Origin of the sequence: Dyella caseinilytica, assembly GCF_016865235.1 — a bacterium.
Classification (GTDB): domain Bacteria; phylum Pseudomonadota; class Gammaproteobacteria; order Xanthomonadales; family Rhodanobacteraceae; genus Dyella_B; species Dyella_B caseinilytica.
In genome coordinates this window covers 2,232,891-2,253,389 of record NZ_CP064030.1, presented here as the reverse complement: position 1 = coordinate 2,253,389, position 20,499 = coordinate 2,232,891, and the positions used below count along the sequence as shown (strand labels likewise).

The 20,499-nt window shown below is 55.9% G+C and carries 16 protein-coding genes and 1 pseudogene; 9 read left to right on the top strand and 8 right to left on the bottom strand.

Going from position 1 to position 20,499, the window contains the following annotated elements; genetic code table 11:
- Positions 1 to 40 precede the first annotated feature (40 nt).
- The 4 genes from ISN74_RS09775 to ISN74_RS09760 all read left to right on the top strand — a co-directional run bounded on the left by ISN74_RS09775 (position 41) and on the right by ISN74_RS09760 (position 3,283).
- Entirely contained in the window at positions 41 to 817 is a 777-nt protein-coding gene (locus ISN74_RS09775; protein WP_188799144.1) for a hypothetical protein, read from the top strand.
- 2 nt (positions 818 to 819) lie between these two features.
- Positions 820 to 1,965 carry an HNH endonuclease gene (locus ISN74_RS09770; RefSeq protein WP_188799143.1) on the top strand — a complete coding sequence of 382 codons (1,146 nt, stop codon included), beginning with the start codon at positions 820 to 822 and terminating at the stop codon, positions 1,963 to 1,965.
- Positions 1,966 to 2,018: 53 nt separating this feature from the next.
- Positions 2,019 to 2,900, top strand: a complete 882-nt coding sequence (locus ISN74_RS09765) for a hypothetical protein (RefSeq protein ID WP_188799142.1) — start codon at positions 2,019 to 2,021, stop codon at positions 2,898 to 2,900.
- 116 nt (positions 2,901 to 3,016) lie between these two features.
- Positions 3,017 to 3,283: a YlcI/YnfO family protein gene (locus ISN74_RS09760; RefSeq protein WP_188799141.1), complete on the top strand. Its 267-nt coding sequence runs from the start codon at positions 3,017 to 3,019 to the stop codon at positions 3,281 to 3,283.
- Positions 3,284 to 3,421: 138 nt separating this feature from the next.
- On the opposite strand, the gene ISN74_RS09755 is transcribed toward ISN74_RS09760, so the two are convergent.
- The 8 genes from ISN74_RS09755 to ISN74_RS09720 form a co-directional block, all read right to left on the bottom strand.
- The gene (locus tag ISN74_RS09755) at positions 3,422 to 4,813 is read right to left on the bottom strand and encodes an HdeD family acid-resistance protein (RefSeq protein WP_188799140.1); all 1,392 of its coding nucleotides are present in this window, start codon (positions 4,811 to 4,813) and stop codon (positions 3,422 to 3,424) included.
- Positions 4,814 to 4,847: 34 nt separating this feature from the next.
- Positions 4,848 to 6,020, bottom strand: a complete 1,173-nt coding sequence (locus ISN74_RS09750) for an MFS transporter (RefSeq protein ID WP_188799139.1) — start codon at positions 6,018 to 6,020, stop codon at positions 4,848 to 4,850.
- 451 nt (positions 6,021 to 6,471) lie between these two features.
- Positions 6,472 to 8,247 carry a tetratricopeptide repeat-containing diguanylate cyclase gene (locus tag ISN74_RS09745; RefSeq protein WP_188799138.1) on the bottom strand — a complete coding sequence of 592 codons (1,776 nt, stop codon included), beginning with the start codon at positions 8,245 to 8,247 and terminating at the stop codon, positions 6,472 to 6,474.
- Positions 8,248 to 8,304: 57 nt separating this feature from the next.
- The gene (locus ISN74_RS09740) at positions 8,305 to 8,604 is read right to left on the bottom strand and encodes a hypothetical protein (RefSeq protein ID WP_188799137.1); all 300 of its coding nucleotides are present in this window, start codon (positions 8,602 to 8,604) and stop codon (positions 8,305 to 8,307) included.
- A 188-nt stretch (positions 8,605 to 8,792) separates the two neighbouring features.
- Positions 8,793 to 9,635: an SAM-dependent methyltransferase gene (locus tag ISN74_RS09735; RefSeq protein ID WP_188799136.1), complete on the bottom strand. Its 843-nt coding sequence runs from the start codon at positions 9,633 to 9,635 to the stop codon at positions 8,793 to 8,795.
- Between the two features lie 353 nt (positions 9,636 to 9,988).
- Positions 9,989 to 11,560, bottom strand: a complete 1,572-nt coding sequence (locus ISN74_RS09730) for an asparagine synthase-related protein (RefSeq protein WP_188799135.1) — start codon at positions 11,558 to 11,560, stop codon at positions 9,989 to 9,991.
- Between the two features lie 93 nt (positions 11,561 to 11,653).
- The gene (locus ISN74_RS09725; RefSeq protein WP_188799134.1) at positions 11,654 to 11,830 is read right to left on the bottom strand and encodes a hypothetical protein; all 177 of its coding nucleotides are present in this window, start codon (positions 11,828 to 11,830) and stop codon (positions 11,654 to 11,656) included.
- 307 nt (positions 11,831 to 12,137) lie between these two features.
- A complete protein-coding gene (locus ISN74_RS09720) occupies positions 12,138 to 13,214 on the bottom strand; it encodes a glycoside hydrolase family 26 protein (protein WP_188799133.1) in 1,077 nt (358 codons plus the stop codon).
- A gap of 918 nt (positions 13,215 to 14,132) precedes the next feature.
- Between ISN74_RS09720 and ISN74_RS09715 the strand changes: the two genes are divergently transcribed.
- The 5 genes and pseudogenes from ISN74_RS09715 (at position 14,133) to ISN74_RS09700 (ending at position 20,469) form a co-directional block, all read left to right on the top strand.
- Positions 14,133 to 16,391 (top strand): beta propeller repeat protein, encoded by a 2,259-nt coding sequence (locus ISN74_RS09715; protein ID WP_188799132.1) that lies wholly within the window; start codon positions 14,133 to 14,135, stop codon positions 16,389 to 16,391.
- Positions 16,392 to 16,694: 303 nt separating this feature from the next.
- Positions 16,695 to 17,063: pseudogene (locus tag ISN74_RS21335) on the top strand (alpha-L-fucosidase); the annotation flags it as partial.
- Positions 17,064 to 17,085: 22 nt separating this feature from the next.
- Positions 17,086 to 17,382: an alpha-L-fucosidase C-terminal domain-containing protein gene (locus ISN74_RS09710; protein ID WP_203546740.1), complete on the top strand. Its 297-nt coding sequence runs from the start codon at positions 17,086 to 17,088 to the stop codon at positions 17,380 to 17,382.
- Between the two features lie 46 nt (positions 17,383 to 17,428).
- Positions 17,429 to 18,805, top strand: coding sequence for a glycoside hydrolase family 27 protein (locus ISN74_RS09705; RefSeq protein ID WP_203546739.1), 1,377 nt, complete (start codon positions 17,429 to 17,431; stop codon positions 18,803 to 18,805).
- A gap of 71 nt (positions 18,806 to 18,876) precedes the next feature.
- Positions 18,877 to 20,469 (top strand): carboxylesterase/lipase family protein, encoded by a 1,593-nt coding sequence (locus ISN74_RS09700; RefSeq protein WP_188799129.1) that lies wholly within the window; start codon positions 18,877 to 18,879, stop codon positions 20,467 to 20,469.
- The last annotated feature ends 30 nt before the right edge of the window (positions 20,470 to 20,499 follow it).

The window sequence follows — 20,499 nt, the reverse complement described above, 5'->3', positions numbered from 1 at the left end:
GCGAAAGGCATATTTGTCCAAATTGAATTGGAGGTGCGACGTGCGAGGTAACGTTGCATCAGTGCTGAATAAAATCGCCGAAGATCAGACAGGTGGCCCGTATACGTTTTGCGTCATCGACTCATCCTTCGAAAACAGCGAAAAAGTGCAGCTCAATGTCACCAGTCCATTCGTTGGTTCATTTCGATCCAAGGGCGAGAATCCGTCAGAAAAACCAAGTTCTCTTTGCTACTCGATCACCGATAATGGATCAATATTTGTTACGTTGTATCCGCATGCAAGCTCAGCTGCGCGACTCGATGAGTCACATTTTATCATCGATATATTGAGATCGTCGTATGACCTTGCTGGCGTCGCCGGCAAAGGTCGTGTTCGCACTCACCTCCGAAAGCTGATGCGCTTAAGTCAGATATCAGCACTGCACTACATTCCCAATCGCAGTTCAGCCAACTACATCAGCAAGTTGTCCAGACGGTCTCATCGGTTTGAAAACGTCTTCGAAAACGTTAAAGAGCGCCGCCGTGCGTCCTATGGAATGGAGGTGGCCCTGGGAACGGGTCTCGTCGCCAGTGTCATGTCGACCTCGCTGTCGATGGCGGCGCAGTTTGGAAAGGAACAAGGTCAGACTGCTGCGGCGATTTCTGCGTTGTGTAAAGGCGGCAAGGACGACGCGCTCGCCAAATGCCTAGATTCCAGACATTACTCGCTTTACGAGCAAGCGGCATCTCACATGAGTACAGCCTGGGTTTTAGGTTTGTCGTGGTTTTTGGTGGCTCTGTGTCTTGTAACTCTTTACAGAATGAAGCATGTGGACTGACGATGGATAAGCTTCCGGTGTATCAGTGTGCACTTTGCGGTGAATCGATTGCCATGGAGAATGACTCCAAGGAGCATATCGTTCCGCTCGCCATCGGCGGGCGTCGAAAGGTGCGCAATTTCATCTGCCGTGATTGCAATAACAGGGCGGGGCACCAATGGGATGCAGAATTAGCTAAACAATTTAGCTGGTTCTCTGCAGTGCTTGACATTAAGCGCGAGTCAGGCACACCGGCGCCAAAAGTAAAGATTACGACCATCGATCAGCAAGAGGTATATCTTCATGCAGGTGGCCGGCTGGAACTGACAAAGCCCACATTCGAAGATGTGGCGCTCCCTGAAGGTGGCCGACAAATTTCTTTCCGCGCACGAACGGAGAGAGAGGCTAAGCGGATACTTCGCGGCCTCCAGTGCAAGTACCCAGAGCATGACTTTAGCTCGATGGCCGAAGGGTTAGTAATCGAGTCGACGACACCGGGAGTATTTAAAGCTGAGTTTTCATTTGGCGGGGAGTTTGCAGGGCGATCGATCGTCAAGACGGCAATTGCTATGGCTCATTCCATTGGCATCCCGCAGTGGCAATGCGACTATGCAGTTCGCTACTTGCGAAACGAGAACGCGACACCGGCATTCGGTGAATTTTTAGCGCGCGACCTTATTGTTGACCGCCCCGACTCCAAGATATTTCATGTTGTCGCTATAGCGGGTGATCCTGTTCATAAGCGCTTGTTTGCGTATGTGGAATATTTTGGCTTGGCCAGATTCGTAGTTCACCTGAGCTTGGACTATTCTGGCGACTCGATCCAGCAATCTTACGCATTCGATCCAACCACCGGAGAGGAAATCGAGCTTCAAGTCGACTTGATTTCATTGTCTGAGAGCGAGCACAGCTTGGTTTTAAACAATGAGGCAGCATCTTCGTTTGAGGCACGTATGGCTGCATTCGAATACGCCATGCCCATCGTCTTCAGTGTTGTACGTGCAAAACAGAATCAGCAGGCTATTGGACAAGCATTGGAAGACGCTTGTATAGAACTTGGCCTTCATCCTGGCCAGGAACTTGACGAAAAGACGGCTAAACAGTTGGCGAAATGTTTGACAAATAAGTTGATGCCACACTTACTCCATAGGATAAGACGTCGCCACTAATGTGATCACATGGCCGGCGTTTAACCTAATAGACAGTCCAAAAGGGGGAGGGCATGTCGGAAATACTCACTTGGCTAGAGATGACAAAGACAGACGTTCTGCCGGCGGCGATCGTTTCTCTTTTAATCTCTGTCACCGTAACGTTGATTTCGAAGCACTTGGAAACTCGCGATACCGCGGAAATCGCGTATCGGTATGAGCAACGTAAGAAACAGCACGAAGTAATTGGAAGGCACTATGGCCGACTGATTTCAGCTGCCAATACTCTTGGCTATCGGATGTGGAATCTATATGCCAATTGCGATCGTGGCTGGCTTTCGAGAGAGCGCGACAGTGATGACGATGGATACTACTTCAAGAGCACGGCCTATCGCCTAATGAATTTCTTTGCGATTGTTCGCAGCGCCGAAAAGGAAGCCATACTTTTAGATGGACGGATAGCAAGTAAGAAGGATTACCTGTTCCTAAATTACATCGACGTGTTTCATTGGGTCATGACGGACACTGCATTGTTCGAAGGCCTAACTTATGCTCATGAGTCGCAATGCGATCATTTCTTTGCAGACGAATTTCGCCGCTACAGTGAGCTTTGTATTTCGACGGATGACCAGCTGACCTTCGATGGTTTTACTTCAGGTCCGTACACTGATCCAAAATTCTTCCCAGTACTCAGGTTTATAGAAGGATTGACACGTAACGAAGCACGTCTTCGCTGGGATAGGCTCATTGCGCTTCATCTTTTGATCCAAGCGTTCCTAAATGACTTTGGATACGAGCGGCAGCGTGCAAGCAAGGGAAAATTTGATGAGATCGCCGCCCAGGTTCGCAACAAAAAGGTCCTTGAGAATCTTGGTCAATGGCTGCCTAAGCATGAGCTGGGACGGCGCGATGGTACTCGGCTTGTCGCGCGAGCTATCGTTCGAACAGGCAAGTAACACCTGACCCTGGGCCAACTAGATCGCAGCTGAGTCTAACTCGACTTGCTGGCTATGCTCTCACACGGTGTACGCTACACATGCCGTGTGTAGCAATAGTAAGGATGGGTATCACTATGAAATCCAAGTTCATTCCCATTAATTCAGAGCTCCAGCTGGCAGCCGAAGCGGTCTTAAGCAAGGGCGAAAGTCTTTCACAATTTATTGAAGCGTCACTCCGTCAAGCCATCGCGCATCGTCAGCAGCAGAGAGAATTTCTTGCGTATGGCATTGCGAGCCGAGATGAAGCGCAGCGTACGGGAAAGTATTTCGATACCCATGAAGTACTAGCCAGGTTGGACGGGATATTGCGGACCAAGCAGAGCGACCGCCAATCCGACTGAGTCACACGTTAGCGCAATGGGGTTGTGAACAGGACTTTCGACATCTGTCTACAGAACTTCTGAAAATGACACGACACTTGGCTAGGGCTGGGCCCGTAATTGCGCATAATGTATATTATGTAAAATAATGGATGACCCTCATGGATGTGGCTTGGCACCCCTGGTCTTGCGCCGACTCACCTCATCACGGATGGTTTCGATGTTACGCATAGGCTCGCGGCGTTGAACCATGCGCGCGTAACGCCAAAAACGGCTACTCTGGGCAAATAGCGTGGACCAGCCCAACGGTGTTGGTTGGATCGCCGCGCGCAAGGTGCGCGCATAGTCGAGCACCAGGCCAGGCGTCCATGCCATGGCCTCGGCACGACGCTGCAATTGCGCAGCCACCCATAATTCTGGATTGAACATGGCACGCAACAAAGCGCGAAGGCCAAGCCCCGGTTCGGCCAGGGATCCCTCTAGGGCAGCCTCCAAGGCGTAGGCAACGGTGCTGGAGCAATTGCGATTGGTGAGGTTATAGATTTCGTTGACGCGATAGCGGCGCCAAAACGCGACCAGACGCCCCCTGTTGTAATGCTCGAAATGCACTTGTGCCGTGGAATCGCACCAGCCTGCCGACTCGATGGCGTAGCTTGGCTGGAAACGCCCTGGCACATCGTTGTCCGCACTGGCGCGTAATATGCGTGCGAAGTCGGTCTGCGAACGATCGATTTCTACTTTAGGATAATGGCTGATGTAGATGTCGGGCGGTGCTTCCATCGCTGCATGACCGGTCGAGATCACTCCCTTGCTATCGACTGCTGCAATGTAGCGATCGACTATCGGCTGTGGCACGACATCCTCGGCGGAACCTGTCGGTGTCCATACATGCACGATCAGATCGCCAACCGGTTCGAAGGCGCCCTCCTCTTCAACGGGAAGTACCGCACTGTCACCCCCCGGATCACGCGACAACCATAGCGAAGCCGCAGCATGCTGTGGCAGGCGTTTAAGCCGAAAGGCCTGCCGCAACAAGCCGCAGCCGGAGAGAAAGATGCCCATGCCAATGCAGTATGGCACCGTACCTGCGTAGAACGTTGGGTACGGCTCGAACATAAAGATGGCAAAGCCCAGCTCGAGCAATCCTGTCAAAAACGACAAGCGCCAGCCGACGAAGCGCACGACGGCCGCAGCCGCCATGCGAAAGATACCGTCAGCCAGGAAAGCGAGCCCGAACATCATGGCCAGGATCACGCTAGCCGCATGGTGAGCATCGACCACCAGCAAACCGAGCAAAAGAAATACCACGCCGCGCGCCTTGCGTAGCACGATACGCGTATCGGCCCCAGTGGGCGTCACGATCAGTGTGACGACAGCTTCGATCAACAACAAATAGCCGAAAACATGGATCGGAAAATACATGACGCCATCCAGCGCATCGATAAAGATGGCTGCACCGAGCACGGTCCACACCAGACCTACCACGGCCAGCATAGGCCAGCGGCGCCGAATAAAATCGTGACCGAGCAGCAGCAGGATCAACCGAATCATGATGCTGCCTCGTTCATCATTTGACCTGTCGCGCTCATGTTCGGCTCCGCGAACGCATCATGAAAAGCGCGAACAAGGCGCACGCCAACGCAATCACGCCGGGTAAGCCAAACCTTGCGCTGCCTATCATGCCCAAGCCCACCGCACTCGGTCCGACCAGCGCGCCAACGCCCCAGGCCAACCCCATCACTGCATACACACCCACCAGGTTATTGCCCTGAAAACGGCTGCCCACCATGGCAAGCATGGTGGTGTAGATGCCCACGAACAAACCGCCCCAGATAAAGACCATGGCGAAAGCCAATGGTGTTTCCTGCAAGGCGAAAGGCCATAGCAACGCAGTTATTGCGGAAATCCACGCAAGTATCAGCGCCAGACGCCGCTTATCCATTTTGTCGGCGAGCCACCCGATAGGTAGCTGCAGCAAGATTGCGCCGAGCATCAATGTGGAAATCAGCTGCATGGCACGCTGCTCGCTCCACCCCATGCCGGTGGCGTACAACGCGATAAATGACAATCCCGCTGTTTCCACGCCTGCGTTCAGGATGGTAGTGGCAATCGCAACTGGTGCAAGTTTCAGGTAGCGCAGCGGTTGCGCTGGTTCAGGTGCGCTGCGCGCCGGCGCAAGCACCCACGGTGGTAAGACGAACAACACAGCACAAACACTGATTACCGCGCCGATGACGAAAGCGCGATCGTTCACGCCGATACGGGACAATAAAGCAGGACCAAGTACCATGCCCAATGACAACGCCGCGGTATAAATCGCCATAGTTCGCCCGCGTGTAGTTTCGTCACTCAGCACATTGGTCCATGTCTCAGACATCACGAACAGCACCTCTGCCGCCGCGCCCAGCGCAATGCGCAAGAGAAACCACACCCACACTATCGGCCAAAGCCGGAATAGAAAAAGCAGCACGCCGGCCAGGACTAGGGCCAATACTGTCAGACGTCGAGCACCCAGCCTCGCCGCCAAACCTGGCAGCAAAGGGGCTGCCAACAACACGCCCAAGGCGTGCATGGCAGCGTTGACGCCAATGAACAGACTGGAGTGACCGCGCGCCATCAGGCTCATCGCGATCAACGGTGCGGAGAGACTATAAGTAAGCCCAAACGTCGTGGCAGCCGCCACGACGGCTGCCACGGACAGTCGCCGCTTCCAGCGCGGCAAGATAACGGTCGTCGCCGATTGCGCGGATGTCTGCATGCGCCTGCCGTACCCTCGCCAGCTCGCTACATGTGCAGCCTTTATAACCTAAACCCGTAAATGCCGCACCGGAGCACCATGGCTCATGACAATACGAATCCAGATAGGGTTATTTGGACTGCTACTCAGAAACATCGAAGAACGACATTGAAAGAGCATAAATCGTCGCCTGGAATCTGGAGGCGCGTCTGCCCTACCCTCGATGCCCCTCTCTAATCGCTTAACCCATCATTCGTTAGATGAATGCGACCTCTTCAAAAATTTCCTTGTTCAACTCCCGCTCGTGGCCATCAACTGACGCGTACAATGTTGAGAGTTTGCGCAATCGATGAAACTGAAAACATGATCGACAGAGAGCCCGAAACGGCCAGTGCGCGTTGGAAATGCTTCATGCAACTTTCCTGGAACACGTTTTTGAAGAAACGGTGCTGAACGTGTGAGCCAAGCCGTATCAGGCGTCGAGAGGTAGCTGGCGATCGTCCGATGGAACAACTGATGGCACCTCGGCACGACTGTCCACCACGACCTGGTTACGGCCACCCTCCTTGGCCCGATAAAGCGCGGCGTCGGCGTCGATCAGCAACAGGCGCAACATGTAGCCCGAGCTGGTGGCGCAGGCGAGCCCCAAGCTGGCCGACACCATGACAGTGACCTGGGAATCCAGTGTCACCGGCGTAGTGGCTAAGGCATTGCGGATGCGATTTGCCACCTCCAATCCCTGGTCGCACGAACAGCCCGATATCAGGATACCGAACTCCTCGCCACCCAAGCGGCCGAGTAGGTCAGTGGGGCGCAGTTCGCGCCCAATGATCGCTGCGGCAGAACGTAATACCTGGTCGCCAGCGGCATGCCCGTGCGTGTCATTGATCCGCTTGAAATGATCCAGGTCCAGCACGATCAAGCAGGCATCGACCCTTGCTTTGTGCAGATGCCGCAGCGTTCGCCCCGCTTCAACGAAAAAGTGTTCGCGGTTGTACGCCCGGGTCAGGCCATCGTGCCGCGCCATCCAACGGAAACGTCGCCAGGAACGCCACAGCCACAGCATCGCCAGAACGAAGAAGGCGATCACCGCCAGTAGCAGCGCGTTGAACAACTGACTGCTTTTCTGCGCCTGGTTCGCCAGGGCCTGGCTAAGTTGGAGGATTTTGTTCTCTTTGCCGAGGGCCTCCGCCTTCATCTTCTCGGACAAGACCTGCTGCCTGACCGTCTGGTAGGCCAAGGCGATGGCCCTAGCGTTGTCCATAGCGGCGGTTTTCTGGGCGCCGTACTTTTCGTAATAGTTGAGCGCTGCGGTATCGTGCCCCTCCTTCTTTTCCGCCTTATAGAGCACCTCATAGGCGGCCTGCACTGTCCACAGCGAACTGTCCGGTCCCGTGATGGCAATGCTGTCCTGGGCGAACTTTCGTGCCTTTGGCGCGTCGCCGAGCCTGAGATATGCCTGGGCCAGGGTGACTAGCAGGGAGGCAACATGGGGTGTGTATCCGATGCCCTGAATCTCGGGGGCAATGCTGTGCAACAAGGCAATGGCCTGATCGGCATGGCCTTCGTCGATCATCTCACTGGCCAGATCAAGGCGCAGTGCATTCGCTTGGCGATGCGCCCCTGCCGTAAGGCATATGCTGGTCGCGACCTGAAAAGCGGGATCGGTCGAGATTACTTTGCCTGCATACAGCAACGACTGCGTTTCGAGCACATCGGCGTAACATTGCCCTCTGCTCGAAGTAAGCGAGGTCTTCATCTGCTGGGCATAATCCAACGCTAGGTCATATTGCCCCACAGCCTCCTGGTTCAACATCTGGATGACTTGATTCATCCCTTCCAGGTGTGCCTGCGGGTCGGCCACCTTGGGGAGCTCGGCCATCAAGGTGTTGGCCAGCGCATAAGCGCTCACATAATCACGGCTAAAGAACTTGTCCCGGATCAACGCCGCCATGGCGCGGATGGAGAGGGACTCATCACCCGAGTGATCGATGATGTCGTACAGGGCGGCCTCGGCTTTGACGTAGTCACCTTCGTCTACAGGCAGTCGCGTATCCAGCAGTCGCAAGTGCCAGCGCTGCGCTGCGCTCAACTGATCTTCGTGCTGATGAAGTTGCGCCAAAATGTGCCGGAAACGGAAAGCATCATCCGGCCACGCATCATCAGCCTGCGTCAACCATGCCGTGACCGGCGCTGCATCAGTCGATGGAACGCCGGCCTTTGCGGTGCATAACAGGAAAACCGCCATGGCGGCGGCTCCTGTCAGACGAAACGACAATCCGCGAGCCATCGAATGGCTAGCCGGTCATGGCTTTCGATCCGAAGGTGGATGCGTTTCATCCGCTTCGCCACCCTCGCGCCCTGGCTCCTTTTGCGTATCGTCTTCGTCGGGGTCGCACCCTCCATTGTTGTGGTTGACGCGCACCGGGTGATGCTTGTGCCCAAGCTCCTCCCCGAGACGACTCTTGTCGCCAGATGCCGCCGCCACTTTCAGACCCTCGCTGGCATTCAGTGCGTCGAGCGCCTGCGCCAAGTCTTCCTGAGACGCGTGACGCAACGATGCGTCCTGCCCGATGAGTTCCAGCAGCTCGATCGTCTTGGACATGTTTTTACCCCCTGCTCCTGTTGTGGATGAATCGCTCAGCCTGCTGGACGCAATGGAATGCATCTCCAGGGTGACGACGCTGCATGCAGGTGGGCGCACAGTTCAGAATTTCATCACAGCTCGGCGCCCCCCAGCGCCACTATGCAGCCTACCACCGATCGGCAAGCCGCACGATGACCCCGATGGCCCTAGTTCGGCGGCACCATGATGCCCCGATCCAGCGCAGCCAACCGCTCGCGTACCGCGTGATTGACGCGCAGTGGCACAGCCGGGCGCAGGACCACGGTTTCATCGCTGCTCACTTCCGTCGCCGGCAAATCCCGCAAGGCCACGTGGCGAATGCGCGGCTGCTCGATCGGCAAGGTGGCACCGCGGTAAATGATGACCTCGTGGTCCAGCGGGTAATCCCGGCTTAGCACGTCCACCAGCACCTGCCGGTACTCGGTCCCGGTGGAAAAACGTGTCATCGAGCGGTCGCCGACCAGGCCCACCTGCCATAGCACCAGGCAGGCGCAGGGATTGATGGGCGTCTCGTAGAACAGCAACTGGCTGGCCTCGTAATGCTGGCAGCCAAGACGCCCCGGGTCGATGCCAAGGTCCGCATACAGGCAGTCCTCGGCGGAGATACCAGGCTCCATGTGGGCGCGGAAACCTTCCGCACGGGCCAGCCTGATCACTTCATGCGGCGACCAGGCGAAGATGCCGGGGTGGCCGTAAAACACGGCACAGACCCGTTTGCCGGCCCGCACCTCGGCCATCATCACCTCGACCCATTCGCGATAGGTCACTGCGCGTGACTTGTTTGTGCCATCGCCATAGTACGGCTGCAAGCTGCGCACGTCCGGATGCAGGTGTTCCAGCCACATCTCCACAATGGCGTCGGAAAGCGCCGCGAACACCACGTCGGCCTGTTGGATATGGCTGCGCGCCAGCGGCGAGAGATGTGAACCCAGCGTCATACCCAACCCCACACAGGCGATGCTACCGCGCGGTTCCGAGTCTGCGGGCTTGGCCGGTGATACAGATGTCATAGCAGATATCCAAGAAATTAAATGGAATAGCGCCTGCTTCCGCGTGCCGATATTCCGTTTTGGCGCTGGCAAATGGCGAATATACCGTTTCGTCGACCCGTATCGCTGCTGCAGCGACTTTGATCTTTTTGGTGCCAGGAGTCTGTCCCAAAGAGGCGCCGACGACTGCCAACAGGAGAATGGCTACAAAACGTCGGACCATAGATCGTCTCATTCCATGCGTGGAAGCTCGCTCTCAACCGGCGGCCGACAAAGTATGGACCATCGTAATTCGGATGCTCGCATGCCGATAGGTCTCTTATCCCGACGTCTCAAAAACGGCACAAGAACTTGCATTGCAGCGCGAACCAAGCTCAGCTCACTTGCCGCACACAGCGCTCAAGCCAAAGAAATGAAGCCAGCGCCGACATCGGCGCTCGTGCTCGTGTAGCAGCCACCGTATTCAATAGCTCAAGCGCCGCCCGCTGATCGACCAAGCCAAGATCGGCCAGAGCGCATTCGCGCAGCTGCGAGGTAACGGTTTGGACATGCTTCGAGATCAGTTCGGGCAATACACGCGCAAAGGTTTCTTTCGTGTAGCCACGCGGAAACACGTCGCTGCCAAGGCGCATTTGCAGGTATTGCCGCATGACCGCGCGCCCGAGCCGATCATCGCGAGGCAAGCGGTGACAGAAAGCAGCGAGGCTTGGATCGCTCAACAGATTCACCGGCCACTGGCCGTGCCGCAACTGATCAGATCCCCGGCAGGCTTGCGACAGCAGCGACGTTACGGGCACCGGACTTGCTGGAGCATCGAAGCCGCTATGCGTGCGCGCCGCACTCAAGGCACGTGGCGTCAACAACTGCTCCGCGTAATGGCGTGCCTCGCCCACACCACCGGATTCATGGCCGCTGTGTTCTTGTATCTCATCGATATAGGCTGGAAACAGCTCGTCACCGCCAATGCCGGTGAAAAGCACATCGCGACCTCGGGCTATTGCGGAATCCCATAGTGCGGCACCTGCCTCCAGGTAGTATTCCCAATGCAGGTTTTTGGCTTGATCAGGCCGCGGCCGCAAATCGAGGCTGGGTGGAAACGCGGCAATATCAACGGTCTGGTCGATCAGATTCAGTCGCTGAGCTATCAGCTGCCGCCGTTGCATCTGTGGCAGGCGAACATCACCATCCAGCAATATTCCCAAACTCATCATCTGTTCGTGGCGTATAGCCATCGCGCTGGCCACGGTAGCCGAATCCATGCCTCCGCTCAGTTCGATGGCGATCCGCTCTGCCGTAATCGGGCGCAATGACACGACGTGCTGCAAAAGTTCGCTGAATGCCGTCAAAGCATCACGGCCTGCTGGCAACGGTGATGGCGTGGTATCGGCAGCCGGTACGGGGTATCGGTAACTTGCCTTGCCTGGCTCAACATGAAACGAGGCACGCTCCGTCAGCATATTCACGCCGACACAGAGTTGCCGCGCCGAATACGCCGTATTGAGTGTAAGACGATGGCTGGCGACTTCCGGATCGATCGCCAAAGGTATCGCAGTGAAATCTGCAAAATCCCAGGAAATGGTTATGTGATCGTCAATGGCGTGGCAATAAACCGGCACCGAGCCGAGCACACCGGCTCGCACCCTCATTCGGTGTCCTGTCTTGGCGACCTCGATCATCAGGTAATCGAGTCGCCACAATATGCATTGTTGATAGAGCTGATTGAACTGTTCAGCATCAACATCCCTGCTTGCCATGACTCCAACATGCGCTGATGAGGCCAGGCGTTCCCTTACCGTGACAAACCACTGATTTTCTGTACGCACCAATAAAGTTTCGAGCATGGTGTGCGCACAAGGCTCGATTCGACTATTCCCAAATACGATGCAGCCATCTCTCCACTGCGCATCCAGCGAAAGATCGGACAACGCGATACGCGCTTTGAGCATGATTGCCCCCTATCCGCAAAAAGCCGCCTCTTGGTCAAGAGGCGGCTTCGCATCAATCGTGAATACTTTTCAAGCCAAAGAATTCAAATCTTCTCAGGTCTGGTCGAAACCGAGAATGCCCCGGTGGCCGCCTGTATCATCGACCCCAATATTTTTGGGTGCGCGCTTCTGCATGACCGTTTGATTCGGCAACGGTCCATCCATATCGATCGCGAAGAGATTATTCACTTTCTCGTTCGAGTCGAGCATAACAACGTCACGTTGTTTCATGTGCAGACTCCATCGATTAGATATGCCACTGGATTGCGGCATATTTGATCTTATCACGGTATTTTTCGGTGCTCGGGCGGTGGCATGGGAGTATCCACCGCGGTTACGCAGCGACTTCACGAGCCTCCATGAAGAACTAGTGAAATTGAGAAGTACAGTGGAAAAGTGAATGGCTATCCGATTGAAATATTGGCAAGTGTGGTTCCGCAGGGCATCGCACCACCTCCCAGCTCGAGCACTTCCCGCCACCTTCGATAACTTGCCCTAATCACACCACTCCCCAGTGACTAAGTAGGTTCTCGCATGATCAGGGCAAGTCTCGAACGGATGCGCGGAACGCAATACGGCTTTCATCGGCGCTCGGCAGTTTTGGGTCGTGGATCAGGTAGTCGTTTTTGTAGGCACTGGGCGGAAGGGGTTTGCCCGTGTAGAGATCGGGGTAGTTGAAATAAAGCACGGTGGTGACGCCGAACTTGGGTGCCTCGCTGTGAAGCCACCAGCCCATGTTGCCGTAGGACCGTCCAAACCACTCGGTCTTGCTGTGCCCGGCCGCCGCAGCGGCGGCATTCGGCTCCGTCGTCGCCGTCTCCCCAATCACCAGCGGCTTCCTGGGGTCAATGCCTGGGGTTTGGCGAAGAGCAACCATCGAATCATGGAATATTTTCTCCATGTTCTGCCATCCGCCTTGCGAGGTGGAGTGGTTGTATCCGTCGAAGCCCAGGTACTCCACTTGGTCGTTGCCGGGATAGAAGGACATGAAATGGTTGCCCTGGTTGACGTTGGCACACCACATAAACGGCAAGCCTGGGAAACGGCTGCGCATCACGCTACGCACATGTTTCCACGCGGGGTTGAACTGGGTGACCCGATTCCCGTTGTGTTCGTTTTTGAATCCCCACGGATACCAGTCGCCATTCATCTCATGGAATGGGCGTACGATGATCTGCGCTTGCGGGTTTGCGCGCTGCCACTGGTATAGCTGGACAGCGATCTTTTGCAAATCGCTGTCGAGCATACCGCTTTCGACCTCCACGAGGCTGTGATTGAGGCCGATCGTCACCACGATATGCGTAACGCCTCTTTGCACCAACGCATCGAACATCTTTATGTTCGGCGCCTGGTCGTATTTCATGTAGTTCATATTCCAGCGCAACGGGCGGCCGGCGTCTTCCACCGTGCCGTCATATTGCGCGATGCTCTCAGCATCGGTGCCGAGCGTGGGCAAGGTTTCGGTCGCGGCCCGGAGCGTCGACATAGGGCATAAAAGAAGGCCGAGAGCGAGGGCGATGACTCGCCCATTGAGACGGAATGTGCCTGTCCTGGCTTGACGACATTGCGAAATCATGGATGGATCTCCGGTCACTAATACGATCAGCGGATCCACGCGATAAAGCCCCCTTGCATTCCATCGCGAGGCAAAGCATTTCACCGAAGTGTACCTATCCGCGTTCGTCAAAAGCTGACGCATGACTTACATGATCTTCGCTCGTTTATTTTTCATTTGTTTGATGAGCAGTTGCTTGCGAGAAAACGAATCGATGACGGACACAAGAACATTTACTCCGTCACGCCACCACCTTATTCGGTGAGAGTTGGTGCCTACAAACCAGCATGACATTTTGTCTCGCGACTATTTCGCATCTAAAGCGCTCACATAAAGTCAATTAAAAACCCTTCATTTTTCAGGCGCATCATGCGGAAAAAGACAGTTCATGAGTATGTTTCCCCAGGACAACTCAATGTCAGTTCGGGCCACGCGATCATTTATGGAACGTCGAAAGTATTTTTCATCCCTGTTATTCAGGCGGAAAAGTAACCATCGAATGAGACCAGTAGAAAATTCTGCCCATCAGATATCTATATCGATATTCATGGCGAAGTGAACCGATGCATGGATTGTGATGCGCATCGCAAAATGCGATCTCCTTGCATGACTGGTTGTATAGCAATGCAAAAAATCCATGCCGCAATGAAATTGCTGCTAAGCAGCTTCAATTTTCGCAAGCATCCCTTGCGTTCTTCGCAATGCCGCATCTGACAAGGAGCGATAAAGTCCTTTGTCAGACACAACGCAGTGCACGCATCACGTCCTACGTCAGCATGAAGCAAGCAAAGCCTTGTCGCTGTATTGCCAGGGAATGAAGGCGCGACACAAAGTCCCGCGTAACTCAGCAAAGCCACAAAGAGACGTTTTTGTTGCATAACGACAGCACAATGCGTCGTCCGCCTGCAGTCATATCCTGATAGGCCAGAGGCGGAGATACACCACAAAATCCACCATGCAAAAAATTGGAAGGGGACCATGAAGACACGTTTGCACCGGGCCATTGCCCACGGATTGATTTGCGGCGCACTCGCCACTGTTTCGGCATCACCTGTTGCAGCCTTTGCGCAAAGCGGGCCGTCCTATACCTGGAACAACGTAAGAATCGTCGCCGGCGGCTATGTCGACGGCATCATTGCGCATCCGAAACAGCAAGGACTGTTTTACGCACGCACAGACGTGGGTGGCGCATATCGCTACAACGCCACCACCGCGCAATGGGTACCGTTGAACGACTGGACACCCCCTGCCGACTCGCAATGGATGGGCATCGAAAGCATCGCTATCGATCCGAACAATACAAACATGCTTTACATGGTGGCTGGCCTGTACACACCATCGTGGGGCTCCAATGGCGCGATGCTGGTGTCGTCCGACCAGGGTGCGCACTTCACCGCGTATCCGCTCAGCTTCCGCGTCGGTGGCAATGAAGATGGACGCAACGTGGGTGAGCGTTTGCAAGTGGACCCGAACAAAGGCTCGATTCTGTTCTACGGCACGTTCAACGATGCCTCTCAACCGACCACCAATGGCTTGTGGACCAGCTCCGACAGCGGTAGTACCTGGAGTCACGTGAGCGGCTTCAATGCACTGTCCAGCGATGGCACCGGCGCGGGTGTGGCTTTCATTGCTTTCTACAAACCATCGAGCGGCGCGGGTTCGCCGACCAAGACCATCTTTGCTGGTGTCTCCACCAGCACAGCAGCATCGTCGCTATATAAGAGCACGGACGGCGGCGTCACCTGGGCCCCTATTTCCGGCGGCCCCGCCGCTGGCATGCTACCGCAGCGCGGCCTGATCGGTCCGGATGGCGATCTGTACATCACTTACGGCAATGCCATCGGCCCCAACGGCATGACAGCTGGTCAGGTGTGGAAATACAGCATCGGTTTGAATACCTGGCAGAACATCACACCGACCGATCCGTACAACTACCCATCCGGTTACAGCGGCCTGGCGGTAGATCCGGAAAAAGCCGGTGCCGTCATCGTGATGACAATGGACCACTGGTGGCCCAGCGACACCATGTATCGCACGACCAATGGCGGTTCGACCTGGACAGATGTGGGAGCGAATGCCGTGCGCGATTCAAGCCTGTCGCCGTGGATCGTGCCGCAAGGACAGACGCAGGCATCGTTCGGCAATTGGGGCGAGGCGGTGATCGATCCCTTCAATTCGGCACACGCGATGTATGGTTTTGGCGGCGGCATCTGGAGCACCTCCGATCTCACGTCCGCCGATGCCGGGCAAGCAACTCACTGGAGTGTGGGTGCCAGCGGCATCGAGGAAACAGCCGTGCTCGCCATGATTTCGCCGACGACTGGCGTACCCTTGATCAGCGGTCTTGGCGACGTTTGCGGTTTCGTACACACCAGCCTCACTGGCGCGCCCGCAATGCAGGTGACCAACCCGGTTTGCAGCAACGGCACCGGACTGGATTTCGCGAAGAGCGCGCCATCGACCATCGTGCGCGTCGGCACCGGTGGCAACAATGTGTTCGGCTCTGTGTCGAGTGATGGCGGCAATACCTGGACGGCGTTTGCCGACCAGGCCGGTTCCAGTAGTGGTGGCGGCACGGTAGCGATTTCAGCCGATGGCAGCACCATCGTGTGGGCGCCAACGGATGTCACGCCGGTGGCCTCCACCAATCACGGCTCAAGCTGGACGACCTTGACGTATCCCTCCAGCAGCGGTACGGCAAACCTGCCTACCGGTGTACAAGTGCTGTCCGACGGCGCGAACGGAAACCTATTCTACGCGTGGAATCAGGCCACCGGTACGTTCTTCAGCAGCTCGGATAAAGGCGTGAGCTGGTATGCGTCGGCGACTTCCGGCCTGCCCGTGCTGGCGTCATGGCAGACCAGCCAGGCGGTGTCAGTTACCGGCGTACAGGGAGACATCTGGCTCGCCACACCATCTGGCCTGTATCGCAGCCAGAGTTCCGGCTGGAACTGGAGTCAGATCGACGCCTCTACCGTCACCGCCGCAACATCGATCGGTTTCGGTAAAGCCGCCGCAGGTGCGCATTACCCGGCGATCTACCTCTCTGGCACGGTGAATGGTGTGACCGGCCTGTTCCGCTCCACCAACGCTGGTGCGACCTGGGCGCAGATCAACGACGCGCAGCATCAGTGGGGTGGCGTGTCACGAGTGGTAGGGGATCCTCGCACGTTTGGCAGGGTGTATCTCGGCACGAGTGGCGGGAGGGGGATCATTTACGGCATGTCGTCGAATTGATGCGTGCATGGCAATCCCTCCCCTGCTTACGGGGAGGGATTGGCGCCTAGTGTGCTGGGATGAAATACCGGCATCGCCATGTACGTGAAAGCGCTGATTTCATCCCGGCCTGTGCCGATTCGAAAACATGCATGCCATGCATCGGCCGTATGAAGTAAGTCTGCGAAAGGTATTCATGATTTTTGCCAGTACGCGTTACGAATTTTGTCGTCAGACATCCTCGCATCGAGGGCATTGCCTAGGCTTGGCGTGACTCATGATGTCCAGCGACTTTTGCACACCAGTACATCACGCGGAACAACGATGCCTCTTTCTCGCCGATCATTTCTCTCCGGAATGGCTCTCGGGCTTTCCTCGTCCTCTTGGTTACCGCGCATGGGTCGAGCAACTTCGACCCTTCGCGCATCATTCCAGCCTACGTGGGACTCGCTGCAAGGCTACGTTGCGCCATCGTGGTTTCGTGACGCCAAGTTCGGCATCTGGGCGCACTGGACAGCGCAATGTGTGCCCGAGCAAGGCGATTGGTACGCGCGAAGAATGTACATGCAAGGTAGTCCCCAGTACGACTACCACTGCCGCACTTATGGACATCCGTCCAAGTTCGGATTCATGGAGATCGACAATCTGTGGAAAGCCGAACATTGGGATCCTGACGCGCTTATGCGCTTGTACAAGGCCGCTGGCGCAAAATATTTTGTGGCGCTGGCCAATCACCACGATAACTTCGACAACCGACATCCGATTCACCACCAAGGGCGACACGCTCTTCGCCATCGTATTGGGGCGCCCTACTGCATCGCATCTGACGCTGAAGTCGCTTGCGTCGAACGTGATCGGCAGCGTCGACCGCGTGGAAGTGATCGGCTCGTGGGCACCACTGCAGTTCAAGCGTGACGCGCTGGGGCTTACCCTTGAACTTCCACAGAACGTGTCGGGTGAGCATGCCATCGCGTTCAAGATCATGGGGCACGGCTTGGCTGATGCGGCGTAGTGCTACGTCATCGAATAAACATGATTTTTCAATATTCGAAAAAGGGATGAATGACTCCATGTCACCTTGGCTAAGAAGTGCACTGTTGCTGCCCATCCTGCTCGCCGCTGCCACGTCAGCCGGCGCCCAGGAGATCGCCCTTACTCCGCCCATGGGCTGGAACAGTTGGGACTCCTATGGCCTCACCATCGACGAAGGCGATTTCAAGGCCAACGCCGTGGAACTCGCGAAGCTGCACGCTTACGGCTGGACCTATGCCGTCATCGATGAAGGCTGGTACATGGGCAATCCGTTCGGCGACACGTTGCAACATCGCAACTACGCCATGGATGGGAACGGCTTGTTGATTCCCGCACCGAAGCGCTTTCCCTCTTCCGCTGATGGACAAGGCTTCAAACCCATCGCAGATTGGGTGCACGCGCAAGGGTTGAAGTTCGGCATCCATATTGTGCGCGGGATTCCCAAACAGGCCGTGGAAGCGAATCTGCCGATCGCTGGTTCCAACTTCCATGCACAGGATGCAGCCGATAAGGCCGACACCTGTTCGTGGGACGACGGCGATTACGGTATTCGCGACAACGCGGCGGGACAAGCCTATTACGATGCCATGCTGGCGCTATACGCACATTGGGGCGTGGACTTTCTCAAAGTCGATTGCATTGCCAATAATCCTTACCGGATCAGCGAGATTCGCCAAATCGCCGCAGCGATCAAAAAGACCGGGCGCCCGATTGTGCTGAGTCTATCGCCCGGACCGACCCAGCCTTCGCACGCTGCGGAAATTCGCCGATACGGCGAGATGTGGCGCATTTCCAACGACATATGGGATGGCTGGATATTCAAGCACGACCATCCTTCCGACGATTTTCCATCGGGTTTGCGCAATATCTTCGATCGCCTGCTGCCATGGGTAGGGCAAGCCCACGACGGCCGCTGGCCCGATGCCGATATGCTGCCGTTCGGCATGCTCGCGCCGCATCCTGGCCTGGGCGGACCACGTCATACACGTCTCACACTGGATGAAGAACGCACGCAGCTGACCTTACTTGCCATGGCACGTTCGCCGCTGATTCTCGGCGCCAATCTTACCGAGATGGATGACGTCACGCGTGCATTGATCACCAATAGAGGTGTCATCGCAGTTGATCAATACAGCCACGACAATCATCCGGTGGAACACCTGCCGGTTGGCATCGAACAGGTGCGCGTATGGGTGGCTTCTGGTAAAGCCGGCGAACGCTATCTGGCCGTGTTCAACCTGGACGACAAGCCAACAACATGGATTGCGAGTTGGGAGGAGCTTGGCATGACTCCAGGCGCGCATGCAGCACACGAGCTATGGAGCGGCGATTCTCTGGACGCGTCCGATCGCTTGACAATCAGCTTGCCGCCGCATGGATGTTTCCTATATAGAGTTAACTAAGCAACAAAGTAAGCTTTGCACGTTGCTTCAACATGCTGGTCATCTCTACGAACTCGACGAACCATTGAATCATGCTCACTGCGTTCACACGTGTATTTCGTGTCCTTATCATCAACGCCGCAGCGTTTGGGGCCTACTCTGTTCTGGCCTCTGAGCCACCTCCTGTCGCAAGCATCGCTTCGGGGCAGGTTTCGGGCACCTATGACGCCAAGACAGGATTGAACGAGTTCAAAGGCATTCCGTATGCTGCGCCACCGCTCGGCCCGTTGCGCTGGAAGCCGCCGCAACCCGTTGCGTCGTGGACCGGCCTGCGACCGGCCGATCATTTCGGGCCACGCTGCATGCAGCGTGAGATATATAAAGACATGGTGTTCCGCTCTGACGGCATGAGCGAAGATTGTCTTTACCTTAATGTGTGGGCGCCTGCACAGCCGACCAACGGAAAGTTGCCCGTACTTGTGTATTTCTACGGCGGCGGCTTCACCGAGGGTGACGGTTCAGAGCATCGATATGACGGCGCCAGCCTGGCTCAACATGGCATCGTGGTGGTCACCGTGAACTATCGATTGGACGTGTTCGGTTTTCTGGCCCTATCTGCTCTAGCCGACGAGTCGCCCGAACATGCCACTGGTAATTATGGGTTACTTGATCAAAATGCCGCGTTGCGTTGGGTTCAGCGCAACATCGTTGCGTTTGGTGGAAATTCGAGTCAAGTGACTATAGGCGGCGAATCGGCTGGCTCCATGTCAGTTTCGGCCCAGATGGCCTCGCCGTTGTCCAAGGGCCTGATGCAACGCGCGATAGGCGAAAGTGGCGCCATGCTTGGCAATCTCAAACCCGGGCCGTTGACACTGGCAGAACGCGAAGGTGAAAACTTCGAGAAGCGCGCCGGAGCAACATCGCTGGATCAATTGCGCGAAACGAGTGCTGACAAACTGCTCGAGATTGCTGGTGAGAAGGGAGTTCCCGACTTCAAGCCAACCGTTGACGGCTACTTCCTGTCACGTTCGCCCGAATCTATCTACGCAGCGGGGGAACAGGCACACATTCCATTGCTGGTCGGCTCCAATTCGCAAGAAGGCTATTACACCAGCGTGCTCGCAGACCTGGCTCCGACGCCGGAAAACTATCGCGATGCCATGAAGCGGCGATTGGGCAAGCAAGCCATTGACGCACTGAAACTGTATCCAGGCGATACCGAAACCGAAGTCAAAGCCTCTGCGACGGCCTTTGCCAGCGACCAGTTCATTGCTTTTTCAACGTGGTGCTGGATGGACCTGCAGCGCCGGACAGGTGGTGCGCCGGTGTACTACTACTATTTCACCAAAGCTCGTCCGGCCAAGCGCGATGGCAGCGCAGCCCTCGATGCTGGCGCAGTGCATAGCGGTGAAATTGAATATGCCTTGGGCAATCTATCTGGCAACCAAGTCTATGCTTGGACTGCTGCAGACGACCATGTTTCAAGCATCATGGAAGGCTACTGGGCCAGCTTCATTAAAACAGGCAACCCCAATACCCGGGAGCTTCCGAACTGGCCCGCGGCCACGAGCAAAGACCATGGCATCTTGCGCCAAGTGATTGGTGTGGATACGCACGTCACTGTCGATCAAGGTGCGGCACGATACGAGTTTCTGAAACGGGTTGACTTCGGCGCCCATCTTTAATGCATAAAATGGAAGGTGTCGAAGTGCGGC

What these genes read in the sequence shown, in the direction of transcription:
- ISN74_RS09700 (WP_188799129.1), top strand. Translation starts at nt 18,877, where the DNA reads ATGCTCACTGCGTTCACACGTGTATTTCGTGTCCTTATCATCAACGCC.
- ISN74_RS09740 (WP_188799137.1), bottom strand. Translation starts at nt 8,604, where the DNA reads ATGTCCAAGACGATCGAGCTGCTGGAACTCATCGGGCAGGACGCATCG.
- ISN74_RS09755 (WP_188799140.1), bottom strand. Translation starts at nt 4,813, where the DNA reads ATGATTCGGTTGATCCTGCTGCTGCTCGGTCACGATTTTATTCGGCGC.
- ISN74_RS09730 (WP_188799135.1), bottom strand. Translation starts at nt 11,560, where the DNA reads ATGCTCAAAGCGCGTATCGCGTTGTCCGATCTTTCGCTGGATGCGCAG.
- ISN74_RS09765 (WP_188799142.1), top strand. Translation starts at nt 2,019, where the DNA reads ATGTCGGAAATACTCACTTGGCTAGAGATGACAAAGACAGACGTTCTG.
- ISN74_RS09705 (WP_203546739.1), top strand. Translation starts at nt 17,429, where the DNA reads ATGAATGACTCCATGTCACCTTGGCTAAGAAGTGCACTGTTGCTGCCC.
- ISN74_RS09760 (WP_188799141.1), top strand. Translation starts at nt 3,017, where the DNA reads ATGAAATCCAAGTTCATTCCCATTAATTCAGAGCTCCAGCTGGCAGCC.
- ISN74_RS09715 (WP_188799132.1), top strand. Translation starts at nt 14,133, where the DNA reads ATGAAGACACGTTTGCACCGGGCCATTGCCCACGGATTGATTTGCGGC.
- ISN74_RS09750 (WP_188799139.1), bottom strand. Translation starts at nt 6,020, where the DNA reads ATGCAGACATCCGCGCAATCGGCGACGACCGTTATCTTGCCGCGCTGG.
- ISN74_RS09770 (WP_188799143.1), top strand. Translation starts at nt 820, where the DNA reads ATGGATAAGCTTCCGGTGTATCAGTGTGCACTTTGCGGTGAATCGATT.
- ISN74_RS09725 (WP_188799134.1), bottom strand. Translation starts at nt 11,830, where the DNA reads ATGAAACAACGTGACGTTGTTATGCTCGACTCGAACGAGAAAGTGAAT.
- ISN74_RS09745 (WP_188799138.1), bottom strand. Translation starts at nt 8,247, where the DNA reads ATGGCGGTTTTCCTGTTATGCACCGCAAAGGCCGGCGTTCCATCGACT.
- ISN74_RS09735 (WP_188799136.1), bottom strand. Translation starts at nt 9,635, where the DNA reads ATGACATCTGTATCACCGGCCAAGCCCGCAGACTCGGAACCGCGCGGT.